Genomic DNA, 13,293 nt, shown 5'->3' on the forward strand with positions numbered 1-13,293 from the left:
ACGCGGCAATTTCCAGCGGTCGCCGATGAACTCCGGGGAACGGATGCCGACCGTTTCATGTAGCCAACGACGGTTGCCCTTCCGGGGCGGAAACTTGGCGATGACCTGCCCGTCTAGCGGTAGCCAAACCATCGCCACCGGCCCTGTGCCGGGCTTGGTAACTACGCGTCCATCGACGATGCCAACTGGTAAGTCGTCCGTCATGCTCCCACGGTGGCAGGAAGATCGGCATTCGGGAACCCTGCCCCCTAAGGCTGTCCGTGCTGGTCAGGGAGTGGTTCAGACCAGGTCACGAGTGTGGCTCAGGGAGGAGGCCTCAATGGAGACGCGAGGGGCGGAGCCGACGAACTACGCTCCGTTGTAGTCGCTCACGGTGAAGGCGAACCCGTGTCCATCTATACGCGCGAGGAGGACGCGCATCTAACGCTGCGAGCCCAGCGGGTTGCCGTAGGCGCCTCGGGCAGAGGTCGGGGTATAACACCGCCTCGTGGTCTCCGGCTACGCCATCCCGGTTAGTTCGCCTTGCCGCAGGCTGGACGCAGGTTGTCGTTTCCCATTCAGTCCTCGGGAAGACGCAACCATTCCGACGAAGACATCACAGAACTTGTGCGGATGTATCCCAGGCCGTAACTGTCCGCCTCCCTAGCGGCTTCCGCCTCGTCAATGCCTTCCCTGTACACGTTGAGAGTATTTTTCTTGAAGTCGAACGAAGAGACGAAGGCGTCGAAGCCGGATATTGGACCCCAGAAAGAGGCCAAATATCTAGGCCTGCGGGTCACGTTGACCATGTTATTATTGTGAAGCACGAGACCGTGATATACAACATACTCTCCACAAGCGTCCGGAGAGCAATAGTATTGCTCATCATTCTTATCCCAAGAGTACCCCGCGGGGAGTTCAAATTTCGGATCGAGTCTGCCTCGGTCCCTTCTCATATAGTGGATTTCCAGCGTCGCTTCGAGCTCGCCATACCGCTCATCCCTGGGTAGTCTAATTATCTCCTCAGAGGCGATTTCCTCTCCTGCGTCAAGCGAGGCGCCGAGATCATATTGATGCCCTGAGCTTACTACGTCCACTTTACCTTCGCGGGCATATCGTTTAGCTTCTGCGGTTTCGTTGAGATCCTTCGTGTCGGTTTTCCATTTCCTCACCTCGTCGCCATCGGAGTGCTTGATCGGTACTCCTCAGACGGTGTAGTCGTTGTTAACGATATAGACAGGAATCCCTCCGTCGTTTTTAACGTAGAGCTTGAGTGGAATGGTGACGTACTGGAGATCAGCGCTGTCTCGCGGCGTGCCAAATTCGGCCTTAAGGATAAAGCGGATCGGCGCAGCGGTGGGTTGATACATCGTCGAATAAGAAATACTGACGGCGGTCAGGAGGGCAGTGAAAGCGACCCCGGTTGCAAACTTTTTCGGCTGGGGCGTTCCTCGCCAAGATTTTTCGCGGATAAGCAAGTAGAGTGCCCACGAGGACCAAAGGCCAAGCGAAATAAATGCCAGGAGATAGGCTGTATACTCCGTCTCCTCAAACCACATGAATAGGAGAGTGGCGCTTGTTGAAAGTGCGATGAGTGCCCCGAGTAGGGCGATTCCCCCGGATGGCCCCCAGTGCCGCCTGCCCCAATAGTCGAGGACTGCAAATGTTGCTATACCTCCCATTAAACCTGCCAGGATGAAAACTGTACCGACAATTCTTTGCGCGAAGGTAAGTGCTCTGTGTGCATCAGGCCAGCCGATGGCTATGTGCAAGACAGTCGACCCGATCATTCCCGCAATCATCAGCACTAAGATTCCGCGCCTTCTCCACGGGCGGTCAGGCCACGCTTTACTGTCCCCTCCACGCCAATATATGGATGCCGGGTCTTCCATGTCCATGGGTTTTGCATAACCGAGGTGGCGGAGAATCTTTCGCAGTTCGCGAGATGACCAAGCGCTGCCGACCTCCTTACCCTCGATGGTGATCTTGCGAAGGCCTCTGCTGTCCGGTGGCTCAACTACCACCCCTGGCTTAATACTCATAGAAACAAGCTCGAACCCGAGCCCACGATGTTCAAGAGAAACTACTCCGTACGGGGTCCATCCCAGCGCCAGAAGGACGGACGCCCCCGCTACCAGGGCCCTGCGACTGCCGTCTTCCCCGACGGCCGTGAAGTCGCCGTGCACGCCTCCCTCGTGCTCCGCCTGGACCCAGCCACCGTTCCCGAGTTCAGTTACGACCGGCACAGCACGTGGGCAGGCAGCGTCACCCTGGCTGGGGACGACTACGTTGATCTCTTCGACGCAGCTCCCGGCATTCTGCGCCTCCCCGACGGGCGAGAGGTCAAGTTCATGACCACCAGCGGTACACGGGAAATCGGCTGCTCAGGAATCGGCCCAGCTCCTTTCGGCTGAAGCAGGTAGCCGCTACGCGGACATCTCCACACAACCGTTCTCACGAGACTGATCCCAACACGCTTTCCAACTGTCCGTGCGGCCGTCCGGGGGCGTTCGCATAGGTTCACGGGGCAGGTCAGAGGGGGTGCGCGTACGTCGGTGAACGGTGGCGGCCGTCGGTGCGCTGGACAAAGACCAGGACAACGAGGCGGCGCTGAGCAAGAAGCACGAGCGAGCCAGTGTCCCTAGGGACGGCCATTTAGGTGAACGTTGGCTGCAAGTTGGAAATGGTGCAGCGCGGCCGGTGTCGGCTACGGCGGACTACGAGGAATCCGCCGTCAAGGTCTCCGCATCGGCCGGACCACATGCTTCGCCCTCATCCGCACCGGCGCAATACGCCCATGGGTGCACCGAGCCATGCGGACGCAAAGCCGCCGGGTACTGCCCGCAGAAGCGACGGACCAACCCGGAGTTGACCGTTACCCAAGTCGCGCGCCGGCCGACGCGCGGTCGGTCTCCCCGAACAGCTCGTTGACCTACTCCGTGTGCACCTGAAGGCGCAGGAGACCGAGCGGGGAGCGGCCGGGAAGCGGTGGGAGGAGAACGGCCTGGTCTTCCCAGATGAGCATGGCCGTAGTCCGTCCCATCGTCGGGATTGGACAGAGTGGAAGGCTCTCTTGACCGAGGCGAGGGTGCGGGACGGTCGGCTGCACGACGCGCGCCACACGGCCGCCACGGTCCTACTCATTCTCGGTGTCCCCGAGCGGGCCGTCATGGGGCTCATGGGGTGGTCCACCACGGCATGACCGCGAGGTATCAGCACATGGTGGATGCCGCCCGAGCCGATGTCGCGAGTCAGGTCGATGTGCTCATCTGGAAGTCGATGGAACACATGGAGTAGTTGAGGTGTTGCCTGTGGTCGGAGCCTTCCGACCACAGGCACTTAGAGTTTTTGCGTGACCAACGGTTGATCGCTTGGTGAGAGAGGCGAGGCTTCGACAGTTACGCCGCGACTCTAAGCCAGTTCATGACTTCCAGGGCAAGACACTTCTTTTCTGGTTACCTGATCGATATTTCGCAACGTTCGGTATGCGATTCATGGCCGCTTGGATGAGGCGCTGGGCGCCGTCCTCTCTCAACTCCCTTCTTAGCTCGATGATGGTTGCGATAACCGTATGCTCGTAGCCCTTCCTGCCTGTAGTCCATAGCATTTTGTTGACCTTGTCTTCTTTGAAGCATTCAGCCTTGCTGATCTGAGCAATGGTGGGTCCGGATGCGCTTGTTGCTATGTGCTCCAATAGCCATTGAGCGTCATCCCATTGGCTCCATGACCGCAGGATTTCCCAGACCTCTGCCACCTGTTCGGGCGTGTAGTCATCAAGCAAAGCATTGGCGGCATTGTATGCACCAGGCGCATCTTTGCTGCTCCGAAGGCGGTGCAGTTTATCGGCGAATTCTTCCATCTCCCTTCTGGGGCTTGCCTGCGCTGTGCGAAATGGGGCAGGTTCGGGATCGTTCTGCCACCTTGCCACCTCTACTTCGGCCGCATGGACAACTTCTCCCACAGCATGCTGTTGCATGACGAGTAGTCGCGAGAGTGCTTCCATCTGTTGGATGCGGTCTTCGAGGAACTTAACTCGCGCCACGGCTTCGTCTCGCTCCGTGGTTAGGTCGCCGAGGCGTTGCCGCTGTTCCTCGGTCAGTTCTTCATGCGTTGCGCGAAATTCGGCTAGTTCTTGTTCCGCCCTTTGGCGCTGCTCTTCGGCGGCTTTCATCTCTGCTCGGAGGTCTCTGGCCTCTGCGCTTGTCTCCTCAAGCTGTTGTTCGATTTGTTCTAGTGCTCTTACTGCGCCACAATAGTGCGCGCGAAGCGGGCCTTCGGCGCTCCATGCCTCATTGAGTAGTTTCCAGTTCTCGCTTCTTTCTTCCGGTGAGGCGGGAATCCCTTTCGCCGTGAGTAGGTCATGTAGAGCTTTAAGTGTTCGTGGGCTAATCAAGCGCGCGCCGCTGAAGTGTCGCGAAAGGGTCGACTCGCTGATGTTGATCGCTTCGGCGATCTGCCGCGAACTCATGCCGAGTCGGTCTCGTATCTGGCGAAGGCGTTGAGCGAGACGGCTTGCTGCATCGTCGTGCTGTAGCGGGGTCAGTGCTCGTGGTTTTACCCGGGGTGGTTCGATAGCGTTAGCTGGGTCGACGTGCTCGTTCTCCACTTTGCGGCCTCCGCAAGTTGCCGTGGTTCGCGCAAGCTCAGCTTGCTACCTGCCGCAACATTGTGGCAGCGGGGTGTGCTTCAAGGGTCCAATTTGGAAACTCGGAACCTTGAATGGGGATCTGATGACGAAGAAGAGCAGGAAGGCAACGAAGGGGCACTGCCGGTGCTGCAGCCGCAGGGACCGGTCATACCGGGGCGCTCGGTGGCTTGGTCCGATCTATGCCGGCTACGAGATCCTGCGCGACTTGCTCTCGTAGCGCAGAGCCCCGGCCTGGCGGCCAGGGCGCCGCTGCGGACTGTCACGCTGGGAGAGGTCTCACCTGGATGCTCTGGCGGGCGAAGGGTGGAACCTTTCCTGTGTCCGCCTGCGGCCACTGTCTCACCCCTGGGCGCTCAGTCGTCGGCAACCTGAGCCCCTTGTTGCGCACCCGGCCGGACGGACTACAGGAGTGACGGAACTTCGACTGAGACGGGGACTGAGACGGACGAATCGAAGAGGGCGGCCCCTTCGCGGGTACCGCCCTCTCGTTTTGCCTGGTCAGACACTTGAGGCCGTGGCGGGATTCGAACCCGCGTAACTCGCTTTGCAGGCGAGCCCCTGAACCACTCGGGCACACGGCCGTTGCACCGGCTTCGGGCGGTCGGCCCTGGTCGGTGAATCGACCGTAGGCGGGGGTGGGCGGGGCCCTCAAGGGAATCGGCGGCCCTGCAATGGGACTGCCACACCGCGTTCATGAACGGCGTCGGTCGTACGACCAAGGTCCCAGCCCGGGGCCGTCTTCCGACAGGGGTCAATGTCAGTTGTGGCCCTTACGCTGGCGGACATGACTGCCCTCGAGCCGCGCGACGCCGGTGTCGCGAAGAGATCCGACGTCCCCTTGGTCCCCGAGTCCGAGGAGACCGTGCTGAGCCGGGACCATCGGGCCCTGAGCATCGGGATCGTCTCCGTCGTGCTGCTCATCGCCTTCGAGGCGACCGCCGTCGGGACGGCCATGCCGGTGGCGGCGCGGGAGCTGCAAGGGCTGTCGTTGTACGCGTTCGCGTTCTCGGGGTACTTCACCACCAGCCTGTTCGGGATGGTGCTCGCGGGTCAGTGGTCGGACCGGCGCGGGCCGCTCGGCGCGCTCACCGCCGGGATCGCCTCCTTCGGGGCCGGACTCCTGCTGGCCGGGACCGCGGGAGCGATGTGGCTGTTCATTCTCGGGCGGGCCGTGCAGGGGCTCGGCGGCGGGCTGGTGATCGTCGCGCTGTACGTCGTCGTCGGGCGGGCCTACCCCGAGCGGTTGCGGCCGGCGATCATGGCGGCGTTCGCGGCGAGCTGGGTCGTGCCGTCGATTGTGGGACCGCTGGCCGCCGGGGCGGTGACCGAGCATCTGGGCTGGCGCTGGGTGTTCGTCGGGATTCCGGTGCTCGTCGTGTTTCCGCTCGCGCTCGCGCTGCCGCAGATACGGCGGCGGGCGGGAGGACCGGTCGACGCCTCCGTCCGCGGCACCTCGTTCGACCGGCGCCGGATCCGGCTCGCCCTCGGCATCTCACTCGGCGCGGGGCTGCTTCAGTACGCCGCCCAGGACCTGCGGTGGCTCTCCCTCGTCCCCGGCGTCGCGGGCGCCGCGCTCCTCGTGCCGGCCGTGCTCGGCCTGCTCCCGCGCGGCACGTACCGGGCGGCGCGCGGGCTGCCGTCCGTGGTGCTGCTGCGCGGGGTCGCGGCGGGGTCGTTCATCGCGGCCGAGTCCTTCGTGCCGTTGATGCTGGTCACCCAGCGGGGGCTGTCGCCGACCCTCGCCGGGTTCTCGCTCGCCGCCGGTGGCGGGACGTGGGCGCTGGGCTCGTGGATGCAGTCCCGGCCGAGGGTGGAGCCGTACCGGGAACGGCTGATGACGCTGGGGATGGTCCTGGTGGCGGCCTCCATCGCCGCAGCGCCGAGCGTCCTGATCGACTCCGTGCCCGCCTGGACCGTCGCCGTGGCGTGGGCGTTCGGCTGCTTCGGGATGGGGCTGGTGATCTCCTCCACCAGCGTGCTGCTGCTCCATCTCTCCGCCCCCGAGGAGGCCGGCACGAACTCCGCCGCCCTCCAGATCTCCGACGGTCTGTCCAACGTCGTGCTGCTGGCGGTCGGCGGCGCCGCCTTCGCCGCCCTGGGCGGCGGCACGGTGAGCCATGCGGCCACGGGGGCCTCCGGTGCCGGGTCGCATCCGGCGGCGTTCGCGGCGGTGTTCCTGCCGATGGCGGGGGTGGCGTTGGTGGGGGCTTGGGTGACCACTCGGTTGCGGGAGCGTTGAGACCCGGCGGGCGTGAGCCGTAAACCGCTCGCCCGCTCCACGGCCCGCTCCCTATCGTCCTCGCATGAACGACTTCACCGTCTCCCTCTCGCCGGACGTCCGGCGAGAACTCGAAGACCTCGCGGATGCCACGGGTCGTGTCCCCGAGGACATCGCGCTGGAAGCCGTACGGCATCGGCTCGCGCGGGAGTCGTCGCCGGTGCGGGTCATGGCGGAGTCGCTGGCCGGCGCCCATGCCGATCTGCTGCGGAGGCTCGGCGAATGACCAGGCACCTCACGGTCGCGGAGGTCACGGCGATCGCCCGGATCGCCTTCGGCGGGCGGGCCCCCGAGGTCCGGGAGACCGGGCTGTTCGCCTCCGCCGTGCACCGCCCCCGCGCCCGCATGTTCGGCAGCGTGGCCTACGACGACCTGTACGAGCAGGCTGCCGCGCTGCTGCACGCCATCGCGACGAACCACCCGCTCGTCGACGGGAACAAGCGCACGGCCTGGCTCGCCGCCGCGACCTTTCTCGGTGTCAACGGCGTCGACCTCGCGGGCTGTGACCAGGACACCGCCTACGACCTGGTCATCGATGTCGCCTCCGGTGACGAGGAGGACATCGCCGTGATCGCGGGCCGGCTGCGACGGTTGTGACGTCGGTCCCACCCACGTGTGACCCGGCCCCGCTCGCCCGTGGGCACGGTCGGGCCGCCGGTAGGGTGGCCCGGTTGTCATACGTAGCCGAGTCACCAACACCCGTACGCCGAGCCGCCCGACCCAGTCCCCGGAGACCGTGACTACCACCGCCGCCAGCTCCAGCTCCGCCCCCCACTCCCACCACCTGTCACCCGCCTTCCCCGGCCGCGCCCCCTGGGGCACCGCCAGCAAGCTGCGTGCCTGGCAGCAGGGGGCGATGGACAAGTACATCCAGGAGCAGCCGCGTGACTTCCTCGCGGTCGCCACGCCCGGCGCCGGAAAGACGACGTTCGCGCTGACGCTGGCCTCCTGGCTGCTGCATCACCATGTCGTGCAGCAGGTCACCGTGGTCGCGCCCACCGAGCATCTGAAGAAGCAGTGGGCGGAGGCGGCCGCGCGTATAGGCATCAAGCTCGATCCCGAGTACAGCGCCGGGCCGCTCGGCAAGGACTACCACGGCGTCGCCGTGACCTACGCGGGTGTCGGTGTGCGGCCCATGCTCCACCGCAACCGGGTCGAGCAGCGCAAGACCCTCGTCATCATCGACGAGATCCACCACGCCGGTGACTCGAAGTCCTGGGGCGAGGCCTGCCTGGAGGCCTTCGAGCCCGCCACGCGACGACTCGCCCTCACCGGTACGCCGTTCCGGTCCGACACCAACCCCATCCCCTTCGTGGCGTACGAGGAGGGGAACGACGGAATCCGGCGGTCGGCCGCCGACTACACGTACGGCTACGGCAACGCCCTCGCCGACCACGTGGTGAGGCCGGTCATCTTCCTCTCCTACAGCGGCAACATGCGCTGGCGCACCAAGGCGGGCGACGAGATCGCCGCGCGGCTCGGCGAACCCATGACCAAGGATGCCGTCAGTCAGGCCTGGCGTACGGCGCTGGATCCGCGCGGCGAGTGGATGCCGAGCGTGCTGCGCGCCGCCGACCAGCGGCTGACGGAGGTCCGTAAGGCCATCCCGGACGCCGGTGCGCTCGTCATCGCCTCCGACCAGGACTCCGCGCGCGCGTACGCCAAGCTGATCCGTGAGATCACCGGCAACAAGGCGACCCTCGTCCTGTCCGACGACGCCGGGGCGTCCAAGCGGATCGACGACTTCAGCGGCAACAACGACCGGTGGATGGTCGCCGTACGCATGGTGTCCGAGGGCGTCGACGTGCCGCGCCTCGCCGTCGGCGTCTATGCCACCACCATCTCGACCCCGCTCTTCTTCGCGCAGGCCGTCGGCCGTTTCGTGCGGTCCAGGCGGCGCGGCGAGACCGCCTCCGTATTCCTGCCGACCGTCCCCGACCTCCTCACCTTCGCCAACGAGATGGAGGTCGAACGCGACCACGCCCTCGACAAGCCGAAGAAGGAGGGCGAGGAGGACCCGTACGCCGAATCCGAGAAGGAGATGGAGGAGGCGAACAAGGAGCAGGACGAGGACACCGGCGAGCAGGAGCAGTTCTCCTTCGAGGCGCTGGAGTCCGAGGCCGTCTTCGACCGGGTGCTCTACGACGGCGCCGAGTTCGGCATGCAGGCCCACCCCGGGAGCGAGGAGGAGCAGGACTACCTCGGGATTCCGGGGCTCCTCGAACCCGACCAGGTGCAGCTTCTCCTCCAGAAGCGGCAGGCCCGGCAGATCGCGCACAGCCGCAAGAAGCCGGATACCGAGGCCGACCTGCTGGAGCTGCCCGCCGAGCGGCGGCCCGTCGTCTCGCACAAGGAGATGATGGAGCTCCGCAAGCAGCTCAACACGATGGTGAGCGCGTACGTCCATCAGAGCGGCAAGCCGCACGGCGTCATCCACACCGAGCTGCGCCGGGTCTGCGGCGGACCGCCGAGCGCCGAGGCCACGGCCGGGCAGCTGCGGCAGCGCATCGCCAAGGTGCAGGAGTGGGCCACCCGTATGCGGTGACGCCGGGCGCGTACGGGGAGTGCGCGCAGGGCGCCGTGCGCCGTACGTAACAGGGCAAACGGGAGTGGTCCGTACCGGCCGTTGCCCGGATTCTGGACGGAGCCTTCCGCTCAGCGAACCGGCTTCGCTAATGTCCCGCTACGCACACGCCCCGTGGCAGCGCCGCCGCGGAGCGCAGCCGTGAAGCGACGCGGTCCGGACAGTCAGTCCGGGCCGCCGGCCGATCGGCGGCCTCTGAAGCGCGTCACTGACGGGACTCGGTGACGCACCCGCCGCTAGGGGGCTGCCGACCTCACCACTAAGGAGTGGGCGTCGTGACCGCGGAGACCTCTCAGACGCTCGACCGGGGACTGCGCGTCCTCAAGCTGCTGGCCGACACCGACCACGGGCTGACCGTCACCGAGCTTTCCAACAAACTGGGCGTGAACCGGACCGTTGTGTACCGGCTGCTCGCCACGCTTGAACAGCACGCCCTGGTACGCCGTGACCTGGGCGGTCGCGCCCGGGTCGGGCTCGGTGTGCTGCGACTGGGCCGACAGGTGCATCCGCTGGTACGGGAGGCCGCGCTGCCCGCGCTGCGTTCGCTGGCCGAGGACATCGGGGCGACGGCCCATCTGACGCTGGTGGACGGCACGGAGGCGCTGGCCGTTGCCGTGGTCGAGCCGACCTGGACGGACTATCACGTGGCCTACCGGGCCGGTTTCCGGCACCCGCTGGACCGCGGTGCCGCGGGCCGGGCCATACTCTCCGCCCGGCAGCATCCGCTGGAGGAGCCCGGATACACCCTGACCCACGGGGAGTTGGAGGCGGGAGCGAGCGGGGCCGCCGCGCCGCTGATAGGCGTGACGGGCGTCGAGGGCAGCGTGGGTGTGGTGATGCTGGCCGACGCGGTTCCGGAGCGGGTGGGGCCGCGGGTCGTGGACGCGGCCCGGGAGGTGGCGGAGGCGTTGCGCTGACGCGGCCCGGGAGGTGGCGCGGGCCTTGCGCTGATGCGGCGCGGGAGTGGCGGGGGCGTTGCGCTGACGCGCGGGTGCACTAGGCAGGGCCCCGCACCACCTCCGACACTTGTGTCATGACCTCACTGAGCATCCGCACCGTCCACGAGCCCGCCGGGTTCACCGCTGTTGCCGACTACTTCAGTGACGTATGGCAGACGCCTCGCACCGCGCCGCCCCTGCTGCCCGAGACGCTGAACAGCCTCGCCCACGCGGGTGGGGCGGTGCACGCCGGGTACGACGGGGAGCGGCTCGTCGGCGCCTGTGTCGCGGTGTTCGGGCCGCCGGCGTCGCGGGAGACGTACTCGCTGCTGGCCGCCGCCGAGCGGGGGCTCGGGCCGCAGATCAAGCGTGCGCAGCGGGCCTGGGCGGTGGAGCTCGGGGCGCTCACCATGCGCTGGACCTTCGATCCGCTGGTCGGCCGGAATGCCCGGTTCAACTTCGTGAAACTCGGCGCCACCGGCACCGGCTACCTCGTCGACTTCTACGGCCCCATGGCGGACGGCGTGAATGACGGCGACGAGAGCGACCGGCTGGAGGTGACCTGGGACCTGATCGGGCCACCGCAGGGGCAGTCCGGCCACGCCGGGCCCGGCACTCCGGACCGCGAGGCCGCACCCGCCACCCACACGGCCCCCGACGGCGGGCCGCTCGCCCGCCGGGATCCGCAGGACCGGTATGTCTGGTGCCGCGTACCGGACGACATCGTGGCGCTGCGGGCCGCGGACCCGGAGGCCGCGCTGGGCTGGCGGCGGGCCGTGCGCGAGGTGTTCACGAAGGCCTTCGCCGACGGGTTCACGGCGACGGACATGTCCCGGGACGGCTGGTACACGCTCACCCGCCGGGAGGCCGCCTCGTGAAACTCGAACGCGTCGAGATCGTCCATGTGGCGATCCCGCTGGTCAGCCCCTTCCGTACGTCCTTCGGCACGATGACGACGAAGGACACCTTCCTGCTGCACGTCGTCACGGACGCGGCCGAGGGCTGGTCGGAGTTCGCGGCCGACCCCGAGCCGCTGTACTGCTCGGAGTTCGTGGCCGGCGCGGAGATCGTCCTACGGGACTTCCTGCTGCCGCGCGTCGCCGCCCTGCCCGTGCTCGGTACGGCCCACCTCGCCCCGGCGATGGCGGGGATCAAGGGGCACGAGCTGGCGAAGGCGGCGCTGGAGACGGCCGTCCTCGACGCGGAGCTGCGGTCGTACGGGATGCCGCTGGCCACGTATCTCGGGTCGGTGCGCGAGCGGGTGCCGGCCGGGGTGTCGGTGGGGATCAGGCAGACGGTCGCCGAGTTGCTGGACGACGTCGAGGGGTATCTCGCCGAGGGGTACGTCCGGATCAAGCTGAAGATCGAACCGGGCTGGGATCTGGAGCCGGTACGGGCCGTGCGCGACCGCTTCGGGGCGGATCTGCCGCTCCAGGTCGACGCCAACACGGCGTACACGCTCGCGGACGCCGAGCATCTGCGGCGGCTGGACGAGTTCGGGCTGCTGCTGATCGAGGAGCCGCTCGCGGAGAACAACCTGTACGCCCACGCCCGCCTCCAGCAGCGCATCGCGACCCCCGTCTGCCTGGACGAGTCCCTGCACAACGCGGCCGACACCGCATCCGCGATCGCGATGGACGCGTGCCGGGCGGTGAACGTGAAGCCCGCGCGGGTCGGGGGATACCTGGAGGCGCGGCGTGTGCATGACGTGGCGTACGCGCACGGGGTCCCGGTGTGGTGCGGCGGCATGCTGGAGACGGGCATCGGCCGCGCCCCGAACCTCGCGCTGGCAGCCCTGCCCGGCTGCACGCTCCCCGGGGACACGTCGGCGTCCAGCCGCTACTTCGCCGAGGACATCACGGAGCCGTTCGTGCTGGTCGACGGCCATCTTCCGGTGCCACGGTCGCCGGGCATCGGGGTGGCGCCGCTGCCGGAGACACTGCGGCGCTTCACCAAGGGCCGGCGGGACCTGTACGTCACGTGACGGGACCTGCGCGTGACCTGAATGGGGCAAACCCTGACAGCTCCGACCTGCGCCTGGCTGGAATCTGCCGCCACGTTAGATTGATCCCGTGCTCTCTCGTCTCACGCGCCCCCGGGCCGTCGCCGTCTGCGCCCTGCCGGTCGTGGCCCTGCTCGCCACGGCCGCCTTCGCGCCGCTGCCGTTCTCGCTGACGCAGCCCGGTCTGACGGCGAACGTCCTGGGCGACAACAAGGGCGAACCGGTGATCACGATCACCGGGGCGCCGGCCCGGGACACGAGCGGCCAGCTGCGCATGACGACCATCGAGGCGACGTCCCCCGACACGGACGTGCGGTTCGGCGACGTGATCGACGCCTGGTTCAGCACGGAGAAGGCGGTCATGCCGCGCGACTCGGTCTATCCGAGCGGGCAGAGCACGCGGGAGATCGAGCAGTACAACACCGAGCAGATGAAGGAGTCCCAGGACGCCGCGACCGAGGCCGCGCTGAACTACCTGGACCTCAACGACAAGAACATCGAGGTCACCCTCACCCTCGCGGACGTGGGCGGCCCCAGCGCCGGTCTCCTCTTCTCCCTCGGCATCATCGACAAGCTGAACGGCAACGGTGAGGGCGGCGACCTCACCGGCGGCCGCAGCATCGCCGGCACGGGCACGATCGACCCCGTCGGCAAGGTCGGCGCGGTCGGCGGCGTATCCCTCAAGACCCAGGCGGCCAAACGGGACGGCGCGACGGTGTTCCTGGTCCCGAAGGCAGAGTGCGGCGACGCGAAGGCGGAACTGCCGAAGGGGCTGCGGTTGGTGCCGGTGACGACGCTGAAGGGCGCGGTGAGCGCCCTGGAGTCGCTGGAGTCGGGGAACGGCTCTGTGCCGAGCTGCTAGTG

At 66.8% G+C, this 13,293-nt stretch carries 11 protein-coding genes, 1 tRNA gene and 1 pseudogene; 9 read left to right on the forward strand and 4 right to left on the reverse strand.

Annotated features, from left to right (window positions below; genetic code table 11):
* Positions 1–557: 557 nt before the first annotated feature.
* On the reverse strand, positions 558–1,151 hold the full coding sequence (locus tag OHO27_RS25725) for a hypothetical protein (RefSeq protein WP_328427344.1): 594 nt from the start codon (positions 1,149–1,151) through the stop codon (positions 558–560).
* A gap of 33 nt (positions 1,152–1,184) precedes the next feature.
* Positions 1,185–2,165: a hypothetical protein gene (locus OHO27_RS25730; RefSeq protein WP_328427345.1), complete on the reverse strand. Its 981-nt coding sequence runs from the start codon at positions 2,163–2,165 to the stop codon at positions 1,185–1,187.
* Between the two features lie 601 nt (positions 2,166–2,766).
* On the opposite strand from OHO27_RS25730, the pseudogene OHO27_RS25735 reads away from it, so the two are divergent.
* Positions 2,767–3,276, forward strand: a pseudogene (locus tag OHO27_RS25735) (tyrosine-type recombinase/integrase); the annotation flags it as partial.
* Positions 3,277–3,400: 124 nt separating this feature from the next.
* On the opposite strand, the gene OHO27_RS25740 reads toward OHO27_RS25735, so the two are convergent.
* Together OHO27_RS25740 and OHO27_RS25745 are read right to left on the reverse strand one after the other, a co-directional pair.
* Positions 3,401–4,585 carry a helix-turn-helix domain-containing protein gene (locus OHO27_RS25740; RefSeq protein WP_328427346.1) on the reverse strand — a complete coding sequence of 395 codons (1,185 nt, stop codon included), beginning with the start codon at positions 4,583–4,585 and terminating at the stop codon, positions 3,401–3,403.
* 551 nt (positions 4,586–5,136) lie between these two features.
* Positions 5,137–5,208 (reverse strand) — tRNA-Cys (locus OHO27_RS25745).
* 203 nt (positions 5,209–5,411) lie between these two features.
* Here OHO27_RS25745 and OHO27_RS25750 point away from each other — a divergent pair.
* The 8 genes from OHO27_RS25750 (at position 5,412) to OHO27_RS25785 (ending at position 13,291) form a co-directional block, all read left to right on the forward strand.
* On the forward strand, positions 5,412–6,866 hold the full coding sequence (locus tag OHO27_RS25750; protein ID WP_328427347.1) for an MFS transporter: 1,455 nt from the start codon (positions 5,412–5,414) through the stop codon (positions 6,864–6,866).
* Positions 6,867–6,930: 64 nt separating this feature from the next.
* Positions 6,931–7,131 (forward strand): hypothetical protein, encoded by a 201-nt coding sequence (locus tag OHO27_RS25755; protein WP_328427348.1) that lies wholly within the window; start codon positions 6,931–6,933, stop codon positions 7,129–7,131.
* Positions 7,128–7,502 (forward strand): type II toxin-antitoxin system death-on-curing family toxin, encoded by a 375-nt coding sequence (locus OHO27_RS25760; protein WP_328427349.1) that lies wholly within the window; start codon positions 7,128–7,130, stop codon positions 7,500–7,502. Before OHO27_RS25755 ends, OHO27_RS25760 begins: the two co-directional genes overlap by 4 nt.
* 139 nt (positions 7,503–7,641) lie before the next feature.
* Positions 7,642–9,450 (forward strand): DEAD/DEAH box helicase, encoded by a 1,809-nt coding sequence (locus tag OHO27_RS25765; RefSeq protein ID WP_328427350.1) that lies wholly within the window; start codon positions 7,642–7,644, stop codon positions 9,448–9,450.
* Positions 9,451–9,764: 314 nt separating this feature from the next.
* Positions 9,765–10,406, forward strand: a complete 642-nt coding sequence (locus tag OHO27_RS25770) for an IclR family transcriptional regulator (protein WP_328427351.1) — start codon at positions 9,765–9,767, stop codon at positions 10,404–10,406.
* 116 nt (positions 10,407–10,522) lie between these two features.
* Positions 10,523–11,305, forward strand: a complete 783-nt coding sequence (locus OHO27_RS25775; protein ID WP_328427352.1) for a chorismate synthase — start codon at positions 10,523–10,525, stop codon at positions 11,303–11,305.
* Positions 11,302–12,411: an o-succinylbenzoate synthase gene (gene menC, locus OHO27_RS25780; protein WP_328427353.1), complete on the forward strand. Its 1,110-nt coding sequence runs from the start codon at positions 11,302–11,304 to the stop codon at positions 12,409–12,411. The genes OHO27_RS25775 and menC overlap by 4 nt, the downstream gene beginning before the upstream one ends.
* An 88-nt stretch (positions 12,412–12,499) precedes the next feature.
* Positions 12,500–13,291 (forward strand): S16 family serine protease, encoded by a 792-nt coding sequence (locus OHO27_RS25785; RefSeq protein WP_328427354.1) that lies wholly within the window; start codon positions 12,500–12,502, stop codon positions 13,289–13,291.
* Positions 13,292–13,293: the final 2 nt, after the last annotated feature.

It is taken from the genome of Streptomyces sp. NBC_00443 (genome assembly GCF_036014175.1).
Classification (GTDB): Bacteria; Actinomycetota; Actinomycetes; order Streptomycetales; family Streptomycetaceae; genus Streptomyces.